The organism is Pseudooceanicola nanhaiensis, assembly GCF_020171315.1.
Taxonomy (GTDB): domain Bacteria; phylum Pseudomonadota; class Alphaproteobacteria; order Rhodobacterales; family Rhodobacteraceae; genus Pseudooceanicola; species Pseudooceanicola nanhaiensis_A.
The window spans coordinates 20,634-38,433 of record NZ_JAIUZP010000002.1 but is presented as its reverse complement, the minus strand read 5'-3'; the positions used below and the strand labels follow the sequence as shown (position 1 = coordinate 38,433).

Genomic DNA, 17,800 nt, shown 5'->3' with positions numbered 1-17,800 from the left:
CTCACACCTCCAGGGTCTTGGGACGGCGCCGCTGGAACCAGATCACGATCAGCAGGCGGGTCAGGTAAATCGCGGTGAAGACCGAGGTGAGGATCCCAAGGCCCAGCGTGATGGCGAAGCCGCGCACGGGGCCGGAGCCCACGGCGTAGAGGATCACGGCGGTGATGAAGGTGGTGATGTTCGCGTCGATGATCGCGGACAGCGCCTTCTCGTAGCCCAGCTGGATGGCACGCGCCGGGCCCTTGGCCGTTTTCAGTTCCTCGCGGATACGCTCGAAGACCAGCACGTTGGCGTCCACCGCCATACCGATGGTCAGCACGATACCGGCGATGCCCGGCAGGGTCAGCGTGGCCCCCAGCAGCGACAGCAGGCCGAAGATCAGCACCACGTTGGCCATCAGGGCGATGTTGGCGAAGATGCCGAAGAGCCCGTAGGAGGCGACCATGAAGACGAGCACGGCGATGAAGGCGACGGTGGTCGCGATCTTGCCGGCCTCGATGCTGTCGGCGCCCAGTTCCGGGCCGATGGTCCGCTCTTCAAGAAAGTCGAGACCGGCCGGCAGCGCACCTGCGCGCAGCAGCACGGCGAGGTTGGTGCTCTCCTCGACGGAGAAGTTGCCGGTGATGATGCCCGAGCCGCCGGGAATATGCGACTGGATCACCGGGGCGCTGATCACCTCGCCATCCAGAACGATGGCGAAGGGGTTGCCGATGTTGTTGGCGGTATAGTCGCCGAACTTGCGCGCACCGGAGGTGTTGAACCGGAAGGAAACCGCGGGCCGCCCGTTCTGGTCGAAGGAGGGCTGTGCATCCACCAGTTCCTCGCCGCTGACGACGGGGGCGGTTTCCAGCACGTAGTAGACGCCCTGCTCGTCCAGCGAGGGCAGCACTTCGTTGCCCGCGCCCGGCGCGGTGTCGGCGCTGGAGGTCCGGCTGATCACCGGCTGGAAGGTCAACTGGGCGGTGGTGCCGATGATGTCCTTGAGTTCCGCGGCCGAGCCGACGCCCGGCACCTGGATCAGGATCCGGTCGGTGCCCTGACGCTGGATCGTGGGCTCGCGGGTGCCGACCTCGTCGATCCGGCGGCGGATGATCTCCAGCGACTGGCGCACGGTGCGGTCGTCGGTGGCCAGCTTCTCGGCCTCCGAAAGCTGCACGGTGATGACGTCGCCCTGCGCGGAAACGGTGATGTCGGTGGCCCCGGCGCCGGTCAGGCTGGTGACCGGGCGGGCCAGTTCCTCGATCAGCTGCACCGCGCGATCGACGCCACCGGCCTCACCGATGCGGATCTGCAGGACCGACGGGTCCGAGCTGTCTTGCAGGCGGATGGTGCCGACCTCTGCGCGGGCATCGCGCAGGCGGTCGCGAATCTCGGGCCACATGCTCTGCATGCGGGTGGCATAGACGTCCTGAACACGGACTTCTGCCAGCAGGTGCGCCCCGCCCCGAAGGTCGAGGCCCAGGTTCACCAGGTTCGAGGGCAGGAAGGAGGGCCAGCCCTCCCCCTCGCCCGTCGCGGCCACGCTGTCGTTGTAAGTTTCAACGCGATTGTAGAAGGCGTTCGGCAGCGCCAGCAGGAGGCCTGCGACGACCACCAGCCAGATGGCCACCTTCTTCCAAAGCTCGATTTGCAGCATCGGCCGCTCCGGGGGTTATTTCAGGGATCAGGATTCGGTCGGTTCGGTCTTCGACACGACGGCCGCGAGGGTCGTCTTGACCACGCGGACGTTCACGCCCGGTGCGATCTCGACCTCGATGTCGCCATCGTCACGGACCTTCGAAACCTTGCCCTTGATCCCGCCCTGGGTGACGACCTGGTCGCCGCGGCGCACGGCGTTGACCATCGCCTGGTGCTCCTTCATCTTCTTCTGCTGCGGGCGGATCAGCAGGAAATACATGATCGCGAAGATCAGAATGAGCGGGAGAAACTGGGCGATTGCGCCACCATCCATGGGAATTGTCCTTGTTCTTTGTTTGTCGTTGAAGGGCAAAGGCCCGGCGTCCAAGTCGCCGGGAACCTATGGGGCAGCCGCGTTATTTGCAAGGCGCGAAACGCCCCGCTGCCCCGGCGCTCCTGCCGGGGTGCGCGCACCTTCCCGTGAACGCCCCGCAGGCCACCGCCCTCCGCCCGCGCGCGCCCCCGGCGCACCGATGCCGCAGGCCCCACCGGCCCGGCCTGTGCCCCCCTCACACCACCGCCCCGGCCTGCGTCCCTCGCCCGGTTTCCCCCCGCGCGAAAATCCCGCATAAGGCGCTCACGATTCTTCATGAGGGAGACGATCATGCACGACATCCGCGCGATCCGCGAAAATCCAACCGCTTTTGATGCCGCCCTGGCCCTGCGGGGCGCCGCGCCTCTGTCGTCGTCGATCCTCTCGCTCGACGATGAGCGCCGGGCCAAGATCCACGCCGCCGAATCCGCGCAGGCCGAGCAGAACAAGGCCTCCAAGGAAGTCGGCGCCGCCAAGGGCCGCGGCGACGAGGCCGAGTTCGAGCGCCTGCGCGCCCTCGTGGCCGACAAGAAGGCCGAGGTCGCGGCGATGAACGCCGAGGCCAAGGAGCTCGACGCCAAGCTGACGGACGTGCTCATGGGCATCCCAAATGCGCCCTTCGCCGACGTGCCGCAGGGCGCGGACGAGGACGACAACGTCGAGATCCGCCGCTGGGGCAGCCCGCGCAACTTCTCCTTCACCCCGAAGGAGCACTACGAGCTGGCCGGCGTGAAGCCGGGCATGGACTTTGAGACCGCGGCCAAGCTTTCGGGCGCGCGTTTCGTCGTGCTGAGCGCGGGCGTCGCCCGTATTCACCGGGCGCTTGCGCAGTTCATGATCGACACCCACGTCGAGGACCATGGCCTGAGCGAGACCTGGACCCCGGTTCTGGTGCGCGACGAGATGATGCTGGGCACCGGCCAGCTGCCGAAGTTCGGCGAGGACAGCTATCAGACCCGCGAGGGCTGGTGGCTGGTGCCGACGGCAGAGGTCACGCTGACCAACATCGTCCACGGCGAGACGGTCGAGGAAGGCACCCTGCCCCGGCGCTACGTGGCCCACACCCAGTGCTTCCGCTCGGAAGCGGGCAGCGCGGGCCGCGACACCGCGGGCATGCTGCGCCAGCACCAGTTCGAGAAGGTCGAGATGGTCTCGATCACCCATCCGGACAGCTCGCTGGACGAGCACGAGCGCATGACCAAATGCGCCGAGGCGATCCTCGAGAAGCTGGAACTGCCCTATCGCACCGTGGTGCTCTGCACCGGCGACATGGGCTTCGGTGCGCGCAAGACCCACGACATCGAGGTCTGGCTGCCCGGTCAGGACACCTACCGCGAGATCTCCTCGGTCTCGGTCTGCGGGGATTTCCAGGCCCGCCGCATGAACGCCCGCTTCAAGCCGGCCGAGGGTGGCAAGCCGGAGTTCGTGCACACGCTGAACGGCTCGGGCCTCGCCGTGGGCCGCGCGCTGATCGCGGTGCTGGAGAACGGCCAGCAGGAAGACGGCTCGGTCGTGCTGCCTGCGGTGCTGCACCCCTACCTGCGCGGCAAGACCACGCTGAGCGCCGAGGGCGTGCTGGTCTGATCCGGCCCTCTCTGGTCAAACGACAAGACAAGCGGCGTCCTTCGGGGCGCCGTTTTCCTTTGGGGCCCGGCTCCGTCGCGGCCCTGTCTTCGGCCAGCGGGCTGCGCCACCCTCGCCCCCCGCGACCAAGAATTTTCGAAAATTCTTGGGAAAATTCTTCGAAGAATTTTCCGCACAACCGGGATACCGGGGCGGAAACCGAAAGGCATCCGCCTGTCTCATGGCAGGTATTCCGTTTGAGAGTGAACCACTTGGGCGTTTGGAACGTTTCACGCACATGATGAAGATGAATGCGATTTTCGTGCTCGCCGCGGCCCTGGCCTTTGCCGCCTCGCCGCTTGTCAGTACCGGGTTCAACGGCTTCTCGCCGGACCAGTTTCCCGTGCCCCAGACCGATCCGCCGCTGCAGCCGGCGGGCTGGGCCTTTTCGATCTGGGGGGTGATCTACCTCTGGCTGATCGTCTCGGCCGGCTATGGCCTGCTGAAACGCGACACCGATCCCCGCTGGGACCGGACCCGCGCGCCGCTGATCGCCAGCCTCGTGGTGGGCGCGGCGTGGATCCCCGTGGCGAACCTGTCGCCGATCTGGGCCACGGTGCTGATCTGGATCATGTGGGGGACGGCCGTGCTCGCGCTGCTGCGCGCGCCCAAGGTCGATCCGTGGTGGCTGGAGATGCCGCTGGGGCTCTACGCCGGGTGGCTCACCGCCGCCTCCTGCGTGGCGACTGCCGTGCTGGCCACCGGCTATGGCGCCGCGCCGGTGACGCCGATCCACGTGGCCTTCCTCTGGCTGGCGATCGTGCTGGGGCTGGGCGTGCTGCGTCTGCGCCCGCGCAGCTGGGGCTATGCCGCGGCCCTCGTCTGGGCGCTGATCGGCGTGCTGGCCTCGAACATCGACCCGCTGAACACGGTGATGCTGCTCGCCACGGGGCTGGCGCTTCTGGCCGTGGGCCTCACCGCCGCCCGTCAGGCAGCGGTGAGCTGACGCCTCACTTCTTCTTGTCGAGGTGCTTCTTCAAGGCGCCGGCGTTCTTCTCGCGGCGGCTCTTGTAGGGGTTCTTGTTCCCCTGCCCGCGCATGGTCAGCCGGATCGGCGTACCGGGCATGTCGAAGTCCGCCCGCAGCCCGTTCACGAGGTAGCGCGAATAGCTGTCGGGGATCTTGTCGGGGTGCGAGCACATGACGACGAACCCCGGCGGACGGGTCTTGGCCTGCGTCATGTAGCGCAGCTTGATCCGGCGGCCCTGCGGCGCGGGTGGCGGGTGCTGTTCCAGCATCCCGATCAGCCAGCGGTTCAGCTTCGCGGTCGAGATGCGGCGGTTCCACGTCTCATGCGCCCGCAGGATCGCATCGTGCAGCCGGTCGAGACCCCGGCCCGTCTTGGCCGAAACGGTGATCAGCGGCGCGCCGCGCAGCTGCGGCAGGAGGCGCTCGAAGGCTTCCTTCAGGTCGCGCAGCTTCTCCTGCTTGTGCTCTTCCACGTCCCACTTGTTCACCGCGATGACGACGGCGCGGCCTTCCCTCTCGGCCAGATCCGCGATGCGCAGGTCCTGCTGCTCGAACGGGATGGCCGCATCCAGCAGCACCACCACGACCTCGGCGAACTTCACGGCCCGCAGCCCATCGGAGACCGACAGCTTCTCGACCTTGTCCTGCACCTTGGCCTTCTTGCGCATGCCCGCGGTGTCGAAAATCCGCATCGGCGTGCCCTCCCAGTCGATGCGCAGCGAGATGGCATCGCGGGTGATCCCGGCCTCGGGGCCGGTCAGCAGGCGGTCTTCGCCGAGGATGCGGTTAATCAGCGTGGACTTGCCCGCGTTCGGGCGGCCCACAACGGCAACCTGCAAGGGCTTGAACTCGCTCGGGCGCCAGCTCTCGTCGTTTTCCAGCTCCTCGCCCTCGGCCTCGGTCAGGTCCTCGGGAAGGGAGACCTCGATCACCGGTGCCTCCGCCTCGGCCTCGGCGGCCTTCTCGGCGAATTCGTCGGCAATCGGCATCAGCGCGGTGTAAAGGTCGCTCATCCCCTCGCCGTGCTCGGCGGAGAGGCGCAGCGGTTCCCCCAGGCCCAGGTTCCAGGCTTCCAGCACACCGGCGTCGGCGGCGGCGCCCTCGCCCTTGTTGGCGGCCAGCAGGACGCGGGCGGCGCGCTTGCGCAGGATCTCGGCAAAGATCTCGTCAGTCGGCGTGATGCCGGTGCGGGCGTCGATCATGAAGAGACAGACATCGGCCATGTCCACGGCGCGTTCGGTCAGGCGGCGCATCCGACCCTGAAGCGAGTCGTCGGTGGCATCTTCCAGACCGGCGGTGTCGATCACCGTGAAGCGGATATCCCCCAGCTTCGCCTCGCCTTCGCGCAGGTCGCGCGTCACGCCCGGCTGGTCATCGACCAGGGCCAGGCGCTTGCCCACGAGGCGGTTGAACAGCGTGGACTTGCCCACGTTGGGCCGGCCCACGATGGCGAGCGAAAAAGACATCTGTCACTCCAAAGACGGATCAAGCCGCCCCGTTACACGATTTGTCCGCGCGGGGAAAGCGTCAAGCTCAGCGATAGGCGTAGAGCTTGCCGTCTGCCCCGACGACATAGAGCGTGTTGCCCGCCACGACGGGGGCCGAGGTGGCGCCGCCCGCGATTTCGACCTGCCCGGTCAGGCTGCCGCTGGCGGGGTCGAAGAAGTAGACGTAGCCCTCGTTCGAGGCGACCACCAGCCGCCCGCCAGCGAGGATCGGGCCGTAGTAGGCAAAGACCTCTTTCTGCTTCTTCGGCTTGTCCTTGACGAAGAACCGCAGCGGCTGCGCCCAGATCCGGCTGCCGTCGCTGGCGTCTAGCCGCACAAGCTCGTTCCGGTCGGAGAGCAGGAAGACAGAGCCGCCCGCGATCCATGCGGGCGAGATCGGGCCTTCCTCGGTGCTCCAGATCCGGTCGCCGCTGGCCAGGTCCAGCGCGACCATCCGCCCGGAGGAGGAGCCGACGTAGACCGTGTTGCCCACGATCACCGGATCGCCGGTGATGTCGTCGACGTTGGCGCGGGCATAGCCCTCGCGGCGGCCGTTGACGATCGTATCCCAGAGCCGCATGCCGCCGCCCTTGTAGGCGCCCTGCACCTCGCCCGAGCCGAAGCCGAAGACGGCGTATTGATCGGTCACGGCGGGGGCCGGGCCGCCCACCATGTTGTTGATGTCCGGCGCGGCAGAAAGCTGCCATTGCACCCGGCCGGTATCGGCCTTCACGGCCCAGGCGAGGTTATCACCCGAGGTCACGTAGACCATGCCGTCGTGATAGGTCGGCGTACCGGAGCCGGTGGCGTTGAGCCGCTGGGTCCAGAGTTCGCGGCCCGTGGACGGGTCCAGCGCGGTCAGCATCCCGAAGGAGGAGGAGACATAGAGCCGCCCGCCGCCCACGGCCAGACCGCCGCCCGAGGCATCGCCGTCGCTGTCACGCGGCGGCACGAGGTCCTGCGACCACAGCACCTGCCCGCCGGTCGAGACGGCGGTGACCGTCGCCACGGCATCCAGCGTGAAGATACGCCCGTCCGAGACGACGGGATCGGCGGTGATGCGGAACTTGCGGCTGTCGCCCTCGCCGATGTCGGCGGTCCAGGCCAGCTGCGGGTTGGCGCGCAGCGCGGCATGGGCCACGCGGGTCGCGGGCGTCGTGTGGCGCTGCGGCCAGTTGGCGTTGCCCGTCTGCGCGGGCAGCGAGATCGGGCGCGCCTCGTTCACCGTTTCGGTGTGCAGATCGCCGGGCGCCGGGTCCTGCAGGACCGAGCGCGGGTCTTCGCGCGTGCCGGTGAGGATCACCTCGGGTTCAGAGCAGGCCGCGGTCAGCGCGACGAGGCCGCACAGGCCGACACCCAGCATGAGGCGGGCGCGCATTCCGCGCGGCGCACCGGTTCCGGTCCAAATGTTGGACGTATCCTGCGTCATGGCTGCCCGGCCCTCTGTTCTTACCCGTTGTCGGTCCCGGGAGCCGCTGCCGGCTCCCCAAGCGCCACAATCAACTGTGTGACGCGGCGACGCAAGCCTGCGCTTACCTCTGCATCCGATTGAATTGCCCGCAATTCCTCGAGCGCGGCCTCGGCGTCACCCTCTTCGATATAGGTCAGGGCAATCTGCTCCTGCGCCAGCAGGCGGAAGTCCGCGGCACCGCCTTGCAGCGCCTCGTAACCGGCACGGCGGTCAGCGGGCGACATCGTGCCGGCCTGCAGGCCAAGCGCCTTGAAGGAGGCCACGCGGCGATAGACCATCGGCAGGTCCTGCTCCCCTGCGAGCGCTTCGAGCGCATCTGCCGCGGCGGCGCTGTCGCCGGCCTCGGCCGCCTCGGAGGCTTTCAGGAAGGCGCGCAGCGCCCGGCCGCCGGTGGTGTCCACCGCAACGGCGTCGAGGGCTGCGACCCGCGCTTCCGGCGTGTCCTGATCCAGCGCGGCCAGAAGGGCCTCGCCCAGATCCTGCGCCTGCCGCGTCTGCGTCGCACGGCTGTACTCACGCCAGGCGGCACCGCCCACGATGACAAGGACGATGAGGATCGCAATCCAGCCATAGCGCTTGATCAGCGCAAAAAGGCGGTCACGGCGAACCTCTTCGGTCACCTCGTCGATGAAGCTGTCAGTGTCGCTCACGTCTTCCCCCTGAACCGGATCGACCCCTCTTATCGCGTCACTTGGGGCGTGCCAAGGGGCCGGGTCCGCGCGGGCCGGGATCGGCCGCACCGCCCGCACAAACGTGATGCCCCCGAAGTGGACAGCCCTGACCGAAAAGCCCGCTTCCCCACCGGCTCCGCCTTCGCCACGCGCGCGGCGCGGACACGACGCGACCCATTGGCGCAGGTGCGGCTGCGGCGGCTGCCAGCCCCTGTTCCCGTGGTTGCGCCGCGCAGCGAACCTGCCTATTCTGAACCGGACAGTTCAGAATTTTTCAGGCCGACCTTGCATTGTCCGGCGGCCGCCCCATCTGGGCTGAAGCATTACGCGCGCAGCAACAGGGTCAATTTGGTATGCGTTTGTTTCCCCTGCTGACGGCCATCGCCGTCACGGTCTTTCTCTACCTGCTCGTGATCGAGCGCGATGCCCTGCTGGCCTTTGCGCGTGGCGAGGGAATCGAGGAGGCCGTCGCCGTGGCCAAGGCCGAGGACACCCCGGCGATGAGCCCCGAAAGCCTTGCCGCCTCTGCCGAGAAGACCCATGACACCGCGCCCGTCCGCGTCGTCGCCACGCATTCCGCCGCGCGCGAGATCGACAGCGCCGTCATCGTGCGCGGCCAGACCCGGGCCGCCCGCGAGGTCGACCTGATGGCCGAGACCACGGGCCGCGTCATCTCCGAGCCGCTGCGCAAGGGCACGATGGTCGAGGAAGGCGCGGCGCTCTGCCAGCTCGACCCCGGCACACGGCAGGCGACACTCGCCCAGACCCAGGCCGCCCTGGCCGAGGCCGAGGCCGCCCGCCCCACCGCCGACGCCCGTGTTGCCGAGGCCCAGGCCGCGCTGGACGAGGCGCAGATCACCTTCACGGTCCGCGACCGGCTGAAGGGCGACGGTTTCTCCTCCGACACGCAGCTTGCCGCCGCCCGCGCCGCTGTGCGCGCGGCCGAGGCCTCGCTCGCCTCTGCCCGGTCGGGGCTGACCAGTGCCGATGCCGCCGTCGAGGCCGCGCAGGCCTCCGTCGCCTCGGCGCAGAACGAGATCACCAAGCTGACGATCACCGCGCCCTTCGGCGGCCTGCTGGAAAGCGACACCGCCGAACTGGGCACGCTCCTGCAAAGCGGCAGCCTCTGCGCCACGGTCACCCAGCTCGACCCGATCAAGCTGGTGGCCTATGTGCCCGAGCTTCAGGTGGACCGGGTCAAGATGGGCGCCATGGCTTCGGGTCGGCTTGCCTCCGGCGGGGCGCAGGTGACCGGCCAGGTGACCTATATCGCCCGCTCCGCCGATCCCGAGACCCGCACCTTCCAGGTGGAAGTGACGGTCGAGAACCCCGACCTTGCGATCCGCGACGGCCAGACGGTCGAGATGTCGATCTCCGCCGAAGGCGTTCAGGCGCATCTGCTGCCGCAATCGGTGCTCACCCTGAACGACGATGGCGTCCTTGGCGTGCGCGTGGTGGACGGTGACAGCAAGGCGGCCTTCGTGCCCGTCCACCTGATGCGCGACACGGCCACCGGCGTCTGGCTCACCGGCCTGCCGGAGCAGGCGGACGTGATCGTGATCGGGCAGGACTTCGTCATCGCGGGCGTGCCGGTGGCCGCCACCTTCGCGCCGCCCGCAGAGGGGGCAGGCCAGTGAACGGGATCGTCGCGGCGGCGGCCAACCGCGCCCGCATGATCCTCGCCTTCATCGCGCTGTCGCTGATCGCGGGCGGCTTCACCTATGCCAACCTCCCCAAGGAGGGCGAGCCCGACATCGAGATCCCCGCGCTCTACGTCTCGGTCCAGTTCCCCGGCATCTCCGCCGCCGACAGCGAGCGGCTGTTGGTCAAGCCCATGGAGACGGAGCTGTCCGATCTCGACGGGCTCGACAAGATGAGCGCCACCGCGGCCGAAGGCTATGCCGGGGTCGCGCTGGAGTTCGAGTTCGGCTGGGACAAGACCAGGACCATGGCCGACGTGCGCGACGCCATGCAGACGGCGGAAAGCAAGTTCCCCGAAGGCGCCGACAAATACACGATCAGCGAGATCAACTTCTCCGAATTCCCGATCCTCATCGTGGACCTGACTGGCGACGTGCCCGAGCGCACGATGAACCGCGTGGCCCAGGACCTGCAGGACCGGATCGAGGGGCTCGACTCGGTGCTGGAGGCCGGCATCGCCGGGCAGCGCGACGAGATGGTCGAGGTGGTGATCGACCCGCTGCGGCTGGAATCCTACAACGTCACCGCGGCCGAGTTGATCAACGTGGTGACCAACAACAACCAGCTGATCGCCGCGGGCGAGGTCGACAGCGCGGGCGGCACCTTCGCGGTGAAGATCCCCGGCTCCTTCCAGGAACCGCGCGACATCTATGCCCTGCCGGTCAAGATCAACGGCGACCGCGTTGTGACCCTCGGCGATCTCGCCGACATCCGCCTCACCTTCGAGGACCGCACCGGCACCGCCCGCTTCAACGGCCAGACCACGGTCGCGCTGCAGGTGGTCAAGCGCAAGGGCTTCAACCTGATCGACACCGTGGCCGCGGTAAAGGACGTCGTGGCCGAGGCCCGCGCAGACTGGCCCGAGGGGCTGCAATCCGCGATCCACATGGGCACCTCGAACGATCAGAGCCGCGTGGTGGAATCCATGGTGCAGCAGCTCGAAGGCTCGGTCCTGACCGCCATCGCGCTCGTCATGATCGTCATCCTCGCCGCCCTCGGCCCCCGGCCCGCGCTGCTGGTGGGCTTTGCCATTCCCACCTCCTTCCTGCTCTGCTTCGTGCTGCTGGCCGCCATGGGAATCACGATCTCCAACATCGTCATGTTCGGCCTGATCCTCGCCGTGGGGATGCTGGTCGACGGCGCCATCGTCATCGTCGAATACGCCGACCGGCGGATCAGCGAGGGCACCGGCCCGATGCACGCCTACGTGGAGGCAGCACAGCGGATGTTCTGGCCGGTGATCTCCTCCACCGCCACGACGCTCTGCGCCTTCCTGCCGATGCTGTTCTGGCCCGGCGTCCCGGGCGAGTTCATGGGGATGCTGCCGGTGACGCTGATCTTCGTGCTCTCCGCCTCGCTGGTGGTGGCGCTGATCTACCTGCCGGTCATGGGCGGCGTCACGGGCCGCATCGCCCGCACCTTCGACCGCTCCGCCGCGCGTCTGACATCCGCCCTGCCCTGGTGGGCCCGCGCGGCCCTCGTGCCAGTGGCGATGTACGCGATGTTCGTGGGCGCCATGTGGGCGGTGAACCCCGCCTATCTCACCGGCAGCGCCCTGCTACCCGGCATGGCCGCCCCCCTGCCCGGCCTGATCCTCTTCTGCCTTGCCGCCGTGGCGGCCTCGATCACCGTCACCGCCGCCAAGCTGCCCCTGCGCCGGGGCGGCAAGGTTCGCGTCGGCCGCCGCCGCACGCCGTTTGGGTGGTTCATCAAGCTGCTGACCGGCAACCCGGTGATGCCGCTGGTCACCATCGGCACGGTGATCGCCTTCGTGATGGCGACCTTCGTCACCTTCGGCCAGAACAACAAGGGCGTCGAATTCTTCACCGAGAGCGAGCCGGAACAGGCCATCGTCTATGTGCGCGCCCGCGGCAACCTCAGCCTCGACCAGAAGGATGCGCTGATGCACGCGGTGGAGGACATCGTCCTGCAACACCCCGGCGTGCTCAACGCCTTCTCCTTCGCGGGCGACGGCGGGCTCAACACCAACACCGGCGGGGCCGAGGCGCCGCTCGACACCATCGGGCAGATCCAGTTGGAAATCGTGCCCTGGGAAGACCGTAAGGGCCTGCCGGAACTCGACGGCGACGTGGTCATCGCCGACCTGAATAGCGCCCTCGCCGGGGTGCCCGGCATCAAGATCGAGATCCTCTCGGCCTCCATGGGCCCCGCTTCGGCCAAGCCGGTGCACCTGCAGGTGCGCGGCGATGACTGGGACACCCTCGTCGCCGCCACCGAGAAGGTGCGCGCGAAATTCGACGCGACCGAGGGCCTCGACCTCGTGGAAGACAGCCTGCCCCTGCCCGGCATCGACTGGCAGATCGACGTGGACGTGGAGAAGGCCGGGCGCTACGGCGCCGACGTGGCCACCGTGGGCGCCATGGTGCAGCTCGTCACCAGGGGCATCCTGCTCGACACGATGTCGGTGGACAGCTCCGACGAGGAGATCGACATCCGCGTCCGCCTGCCCGCCGAGGACCGGGTGCTCTCCACCCTCGACAACCTCAAGGTCCGCACCTCCGACGGGCTCGTGCCGCTCTCCAACTTCATCACCCGCAAGCCGGTGGAGAAACTGGCCCAGATCAAGCGCGTCGACCAGACCCGCTACTTCGACGTGAAGGCCGCAGTGCTGCCCGGCCTCACCACCGAGGGGCCGGAGGGCAAACCCCTGCCGATCACCGCGACCGAGCGGATCGAGACGCTCCAGCACTGGCTCGACACCGAGGCCGATCTCCCCCCCGGGATCGAAACGGTCTGGACCGGCGACCAGGAGGACCAGGCGGAAAGCCAGCAGTTCCTCATGTCCGCCTTCTCCGCGGCACTCGCGCTGATGTTCATCATCCTGCTGGCCCAGTTCAACTCCTTCTACAACTCGGTGCTGGTGCTCCTCGCCGTGGTGCTCTCCACCACGGGCGTGCTGATCGGCATGCTGGTGATGGATCAGGCCTTCTCGATCATCATGACCGGCACCGGGATCGTGGCCCTGGCGGGCATCGTGGTGAACAACAACATCGTGCTGATCGACACCTACCAGGAATACTCGCAGTACATGCCCAGGATCGAGGCGATCATCCGCACGGCAGAGGACCGCATCCGCCCGGTGCTGCTGACCACGATCACCACCATGGCCGGCCTTGCCCCTATGATGTTCGGCCTCTCGCTCGATTTCTTCGGCGGCGGCTATTCCATCGACAGCCCCACCGCGCTCTGGTGGAAGCAGCTTGCCACGGCGGTGGTCTTCGGCCTCGGCATCGCGACGGTGCTCACCCTCGTCTTCACGCCCGCGATGCTGGCGCTGCGGGTCTGGGCCTCGACCTACGTGAACCTGCTGGCCACCCTGCTTGCGCGGCTCTCCTTCGGCCGCACCAGCCAGGCCGCCCGCGACTGGACCCTGCGCCGCGCCGCCCGCCGCCTGAAGGCCCCGGAAATCCTCTGGGACGCCGGCCCCGACCACCAGATCGAGGTCCTCCCCGCCAACAAGCCCGGCCTGCGCGCCGCCGAGTGACACACCAAGACCCGCGGCGCGCCCCTTTTCATTTTCGTTGCCGAAAATATCCTCGGGGGTGAATTGCAGGCGCAGCCTGCAAGAGGGGGCAGACAGCCCCCTCCAAAATTCTTCGAAGAATTTTGGGAAGAATTTTCGAAAATTCTTCCAGCCTCCCCGCGAAGGCCGCGCGCCTCGACGGGCCCCCGCCCTCACCGCCCTGCCCGTTTTCTGCACAGAAAACGGGCCGGAAAATCTCCATTTTCCGGCCCGTCCTCAGGGATCAACAAGGTATCAGATGCGCGCCCCGCTCAGGGCTCGCCCCCGATCAGCTTGCGCCGCAGCCAGCCCGAGAACCAGTCCATCACGAAGACCAGCAGGATCACGAGGATGATGTAATAGGTCACCTCCTCCCAGTCCTTCTGGGTGATCATCGCCTGGGTCAGCATCAGCCCGATGCCGCCGCCGGTGATCGCGCCGATGATCGTGGCCGACCGGGTGTTGCTCTCGAAGAAATAGAGCACCTGGCTCAGCAGCACCGGCGTCACCTGCGGGATCACCCCGAAGCGGTAGCGCAGCAGCGGCTTGGCCCCGGTCGACTGCACGCCCTCGATCTGCTTTCCGTCCACGTTCTCCAGCGCCTCCGAAAACATCTTGCCGAAACTGCCGGTGTCGGTCAGCAGGATCGCCAACGCCCCGGTCATCGGCCCCGGCCCGAAGGCCCGCGACAGCACGATGGTCCAGATCAGCGCATCGGTGCCGCGCAGGAAGTCGAAGATCCGCCGGAAGGTGAAGCGCACCGCCATCAGGGGCGCGAAGTTGCGCGCCGCGAGGAAGGCCAGCGGCAGCGCCACGATGGCCGCCCCGAAAGTGCCGAGGAAGGCCATCAGCACGGTTTCCACCAGCGCCCAGGCCACGTCCCCGTGGCGCCACATGGCATTGTTCCAGAAGTCATCCCAGATCGCCCCCGCCTCGCCCGAAAGTGCATGGGACAGCAGCTCGCCCGGCCCCATCCCGTGGTAGGGACTGTCGAGGGTGAAGAAGAAGAGCTCCCACCCCAGCGAGTAGCGGAAGACCTCGGTCCGGTTGCGGGTGATCGTCACGCGGCCCGCATCGGTGGTGATCGTCACCCGGTTCTTCGAGGCGTTGATCCACTCCGGCAGCGCGCCTTCCGGGAAGGTCGCGTTCACGCCGCCATTGCCGGGCTGCGCGCTGACCGTGCCATAGCCGGGGATCTCGTAAGACACACCATCGGCCGTGTAATGCACAAGGTGCCCGCCGCCGAGGTCGGTGATCGTGTCATCGCCTTCGATCGTCACCCAGTCCGGGTGGGTGCCCGGGGCGTATTCGCCCTTGCGCTCGCCCTCGATGGCAAAGCTCACCTCGCCCGACCGGTTGTCGCGGGTGACGTGGGTCTTGTAGCTGTAGCTGTCGCGGATCAGCGTGGCCCCGTTCTCGAGGCTGGCCCCCTGCAGCAGCGCAGGCACGTTGAAGGCGAAGAGCGCGTAGACAAGATAGCCCAGCAGCACCAGCGGCAGCGCGATGGCCACCATGCGCTTGCGGCGGAACAGCGCCTCGGCGCGGGTCTTCAGCCCGTCCATCGGCATATCGGCAGCGAGGGTCATGCCAGCATCTCCTTCTTGCGGCCGTGGGTCAGCAGGTCGCGGGCATAGGACGAGAACTGGTCCACCACGACGATGGTCAGGAACAGCAGCAAGAAGATCGCCGCCGCCTCGTCATAGCGCCCGATGCCCCAGCCGATGGCGTTCTTGAGCTCGTAGCCGATGCCGCCCGCGCCCACGAAGCCGAGGATGGCGGAGGCGCGGATGTTGATCTCGAAGCGCAGCAGCGCATAGCTGAGGTAGTTCGGCGCCACCTGCGGCACGACGCCGAGCAGCATCCGCTGCGACCAGTTGGCACCCACCGAGGCCAGCCCCTCGACGGGCTTGAGCGAGGCGTTCTCGTTCACCTCGGAGAAGAGCTTGCCGAGGGCACCGACCGTGTGGAAGGCAATGGCGATCATCGCCGGCACCGGCCCGCCGCCGAGAACGAAGATCAGCACCAGCGCGATGACGATCTCGGGCACGGCGCGCATCACGTCCATGATCCGGCGGAACACCGGGATCAGGCGTGGCCAGCGGGCCATGCCGCGGGTCGCCAGCATCGACAGGACGATCCCGCCAAGCGCGCCCAGCAGGGTGGCGGCGGCGGCGATGTTGATCGTCTCCATCAGCGCGGGGAAGAATTTCACGAGGTTCGCGGGCATCCGGTCGATCTTCTCGACCGTCTCGGCGATGACCCCGGCGGGGAAGTCGAAGATGCGGTGCAGGCCGTCCCAGAAGCCACCGGCGTTGCGGCTGTCGGCGGTGATGAAGCCCCCGGCCATCAGCGCCACGAAGACCGCCAGCAGCATCCCGCTGTAGAGGCGTTTGCGACGGGTCTGGGCAAGATAGCTTTCGCGGATCTCCGCGGGGCTTGCGTCCTCGATGGAGGCGGCGGTCTGGTCGGCCATGGGGTATCCCTGAATAAAGAAGGGCCCGCGCGGACGCGGACCCCTCGAAGCGGTCAGGATCAGTTGATCTTCGACTGGCGGGCAGCGACGATCGACTTGTAGGTCTCGTGGGTGACGGGGATGAAGTCCTTCGCGTCGCCTGCGGCCACGCCGTAGGCGCAATCGGCGTCTTCTTCCCAGAGGTTCGCGGTCAGCTCGGTCACGGTGTCCTTGACCGACTGCGGCAGGGCCTTGCGCAGGACGAAGGGACCTTCGGGGATCACGTTCGACTGCCAGATTTGCACGAGGTCGTTCATGTCGACGAGGCCTGCGTCCACGGCCTTGCGCAGCGCGCCCGAGTTGTAACCGTCTTCCCATGCGCCCTGGCCGTCGGCCCAGGTCACGCCCGCGTCCACGTCACCGTTGTTCACGGCAACGATGGTCTGCTCGTGGCCGCCGGTGAAGACGACGTCACCGAAGAACTGGCCGGGCTCCATCGGGAAGCCTGCATCGGCGATCTCGATCGAGGGGATCAGGTAGCCGGAGGTCGAGTTCGGGTCACCGAAGCCGAACTTCTTGCCTTTCAGGTCGTCCAGCGAGGTCACGCCGCTGTCGGCACGGGCGAAGCCGATCGAGTAGTAGCCGATGGAGCCGTCTTCGTTCTGCTTGACCAGCACGGGCTCGACCGCTTCCGGATCGGCAATGTAGGTGCCAGCGTAGGAGGAGGCGCCCATCCAGGCTGCGTCGATGGTGCCGCCGAGGAGGCCCTGCATCACGCCGTTGTAGTCAGCGGGGGTGAAGACCTTCACCTCGACGCCGAGCGCATCGGCGATCTTGTCGGCGAAGCACTGGTTCGAGGCCAGACGGTCCTGGGCGTTCTCGCCGCCGAGGATGCCGAGGCGGAATTCGGTGATGTCCTGTGCGGAAACGGCGCCGGCCAGGGTGGTGGTGGCCAGGGCGGCCGCGATCAGTTTTTTCATCGGTTGGTCTCCCAGATTGAAAAACCCCGCCGCGACAGGCGACGGGGGCAGATGAAACTCAGGCAGGAACGCGCGCGGTGGTGTGGGCGGAAGGCCGGTCGAGCGCGTCGATTTCGGTGGAGGTGGCGGCCTCGCTGAACGACGCATCGGCGCCGTAGATGTCGCGGGCCGCGCCGGTGGTCAGCTGTTCGGGCAGGCCGTCGAAGACGATGCGCCCGTCGCGCATGCCGATTACCCGGTCGCAGTAGCGGCGCGCGGTGTCGAGCGTGTGCAGGTTGGCGATGACCATGCGGCCGTCTTCCTCGTGGATGCGGCGCAGGGCCTCCATCACCACCTGCGCGTTCATCGGGTCAAGCGAGGCGATGGGTTCATCGGCGAGGATGATCTGCGGGTCCTGCATCAGGGCGCGGGCAATCGCCACGCGCTGCTGCTGGCCACCCGACAGCGCCTCGGCCCGCTTGGGCGCATGTTGTGCGATGCCCAGCCGTTCGAGGATGTCGATGGCGCGATGGATGTCCGAGGCCGGGTAGAGGTTGAAGAGCGCGGCCAGCGTGGAATGGCGGTTCAGCGTGCCGTGCAGCACGTTCGAGACCACGTCCATCCGGGGCACGAGGTTGAACTGCTGGAAGATCATCGCGCATTGCGCCTGCCAGCGGCGCATGTCGCCGCCCTTCAGCGCGGTGACGTCGAGGCCGTTGAAGGTGATCGTACCCGAGGAATGGGGCGTCAGCCGGTTCAGCATCCGCAGCAGCGTCGACTTGCCCGCCCCCGAACGCCCGATGATGCCGATCATCATCGGCCGGTCCACATGGATGGTGGCCCGGTCCACAGCAGTGTTGGCCCCGAAGGTCTTCGTCAGGTTGTCGATCCGCAGCACGTTTTGTCCCCACATCTTTCACGGGGGGTGCTATTGGCGCCGGGAGTCGGAAATGT

At 67.6% G+C, this 17,800-nt stretch carries 13 protein-coding genes; 4 read left to right on the top strand and 9 right to left on the bottom strand.

Annotated features, from left to right (window positions below; all coding sequences use genetic code 11):
• Nucleotide 1 precedes the first annotated feature (1 nt).
• Nucleotides 2–1,636, bottom strand: coding sequence for a protein translocase subunit SecD (gene secD / locus LCM32_RS04770; RefSeq protein WP_224819927.1), 1,635 nt, complete (start codon nucleotides 1,634–1,636; stop codon nucleotides 2–4).
• 27 nt (nucleotides 1,637–1,663) lie between these two features.
• A complete protein-coding gene (gene yajC / locus LCM32_RS04765; protein WP_222494801.1) occupies nucleotides 1,664–1,951 on the bottom strand; it encodes a preprotein translocase subunit YajC in 288 nt (95 codons plus the stop codon).
• A gap of 330 nt (nucleotides 1,952–2,281) precedes the next feature.
• Between yajC and serS the strand changes: the two genes are divergently transcribed.
• Complete coding sequence (serS, locus tag LCM32_RS04760) at nucleotides 2,282–3,574, top strand: serine--tRNA ligase (RefSeq protein WP_224819926.1); 1,293 nt, start codon at nucleotides 2,282–2,284, stop codon at nucleotides 3,572–3,574.
• A gap of 277 nt (nucleotides 3,575–3,851) precedes the next feature.
• A complete protein-coding gene (locus LCM32_RS04755; RefSeq protein ID WP_224819925.1) occupies nucleotides 3,852–4,559 on the top strand; it encodes a TspO/MBR family protein in 708 nt (235 codons plus the stop codon).
• Nucleotides 4,560–4,563: 4 nt separating this feature from the next.
• Here LCM32_RS04755 and der read toward each other — a convergent pair whose 3' ends face one another.
• The 3 genes from der to LCM32_RS04740 form a co-directional block, all read right to left on the bottom strand.
• Nucleotides 4,564–6,048 carry a ribosome biogenesis GTPase Der gene (gene der, locus LCM32_RS04750; RefSeq protein WP_224819924.1) on the bottom strand — a complete coding sequence of 495 codons (1,485 nt, stop codon included), beginning with the start codon at nucleotides 6,046–6,048 and terminating at the stop codon, nucleotides 4,564–4,566.
• Nucleotides 6,049–6,115: 67 nt separating this feature from the next.
• The gene (locus tag LCM32_RS04745) at nucleotides 6,116–7,447 is read right to left on the bottom strand and encodes a PQQ-binding-like beta-propeller repeat protein (protein WP_224819923.1); all 1,332 of its coding nucleotides are present in this window, start codon (nucleotides 7,445–7,447) and stop codon (nucleotides 6,116–6,118) included.
• Nucleotides 7,448–7,518: 71 nt separating this feature from the next.
• Entirely contained in the window at nucleotides 7,519–8,190 is a 672-nt protein-coding gene (locus LCM32_RS04740; protein WP_224819922.1) for a tetratricopeptide repeat protein, read from the bottom strand.
• A gap of 374 nt (nucleotides 8,191–8,564) precedes the next feature.
• Here LCM32_RS04740 and LCM32_RS04735 point away from each other — a divergent pair, with 374 nt between their 5' ends.
• Nucleotides 8,565–9,848: an efflux RND transporter periplasmic adaptor subunit gene (locus LCM32_RS04735; RefSeq protein WP_224819921.1), complete on the top strand. Its 1,284-nt coding sequence runs from the start codon at nucleotides 8,565–8,567 to the stop codon at nucleotides 9,846–9,848.
• A complete protein-coding gene (locus LCM32_RS04730; RefSeq protein WP_224819920.1) occupies nucleotides 9,845–13,417 on the top strand; it encodes an efflux RND transporter permease subunit in 3,573 nt (1,190 codons plus the stop codon). The genes LCM32_RS04735 and LCM32_RS04730 overlap by 4 nt, the downstream gene beginning before the upstream one ends.
• 290 nt (nucleotides 13,418–13,707) lie before the next feature.
• Here the strand turns inward: LCM32_RS04730 and phnE (LCM32_RS04725) are convergent, their stop codons facing one another.
• Genes phnE (LCM32_RS04725) through phnC form a run of 4 tightly spaced genes read right to left on the bottom strand, consistent with a single transcriptional unit; the run spans nucleotide 13,708 to nucleotide 17,744 of the window.
• Nucleotides 13,708–15,021 (bottom strand): phosphonate ABC transporter, permease protein PhnE, encoded by a 1,314-nt coding sequence (phnE, locus tag LCM32_RS04725; RefSeq protein ID WP_224819919.1) that lies wholly within the window; start codon nucleotides 15,019–15,021, stop codon nucleotides 13,708–13,710.
• Nucleotides 15,018–15,908: a phosphonate ABC transporter, permease protein PhnE gene (gene phnE, locus LCM32_RS04720; RefSeq protein WP_224819918.1), complete on the bottom strand. Its 891-nt coding sequence runs from the start codon at nucleotides 15,906–15,908 to the stop codon at nucleotides 15,018–15,020. Before phnE (LCM32_RS04720) ends, phnE (LCM32_RS04725) begins: the two co-directional genes overlap by 4 nt.
• A gap of 59 nt (nucleotides 15,909–15,967) precedes the next feature.
• Nucleotides 15,968–16,867, bottom strand: coding sequence for a phosphonate ABC transporter substrate-binding protein (gene phnD / locus LCM32_RS04715; protein WP_224819917.1), 900 nt, complete (start codon nucleotides 16,865–16,867; stop codon nucleotides 15,968–15,970).
• Nucleotides 16,868–16,925: 58 nt separating this feature from the next.
• On the bottom strand, nucleotides 16,926–17,744 hold the full coding sequence (gene phnC, locus LCM32_RS04710; RefSeq protein WP_224819961.1) for a phosphonate ABC transporter ATP-binding protein: 819 nt from the start codon (nucleotides 17,742–17,744) through the stop codon (nucleotides 16,926–16,928).
• Nucleotides 17,745–17,800 lie beyond the last annotated feature (56 nt).

Coding starts and splice junctions, on each gene's coding strand:
- secD (WP_224819927.1), bottom strand. CDS start 1,636: ATGCTGCAAATCGAGCTTTGGAAGAAGGTGGCCATCTGGCTGGTGGTC.
- yajC (WP_222494801.1), bottom strand. CDS start 1,951: ATGGATGGTGGCGCAATCGCCCAGTTTCTCCCGCTCATTCTGATCTTC.
- serS (WP_224819926.1), top strand. CDS start 2,282: ATGCACGACATCCGCGCGATCCGCGAAAATCCAACCGCTTTTGATGCC.
- LCM32_RS04755 (WP_224819925.1), top strand. CDS start 3,852: ATGATGAAGATGAATGCGATTTTCGTGCTCGCCGCGGCCCTGGCCTTT.
- der (WP_224819924.1), bottom strand. CDS start 6,048: ATGTCTTTTTCGCTCGCCATCGTGGGCCGGCCCAACGTGGGCAAGTCC.
- LCM32_RS04745 (WP_224819923.1), bottom strand. CDS start 7,447: ATGCGCGCCCGCCTCATGCTGGGTGTCGGCCTGTGCGGCCTCGTCGCG.
- LCM32_RS04735 (WP_224819921.1), top strand. CDS start 8,565: ATGCGTTTGTTTCCCCTGCTGACGGCCATCGCCGTCACGGTCTTTCTC.
- phnE (WP_224819919.1), bottom strand. CDS start 15,021: ATGACCCTCGCTGCCGATATGCCGATGGACGGGCTGAAGACCCGCGCC.
- phnE (WP_224819918.1), bottom strand. CDS start 15,908: ATGGCCGACCAGACCGCCGCCTCCATCGAGGACGCAAGCCCCGCGGAG.
- phnD (WP_224819917.1), bottom strand. CDS start 16,867: ATGAAAAAACTGATCGCGGCCGCCCTGGCCACCACCACCCTGGCCGGC.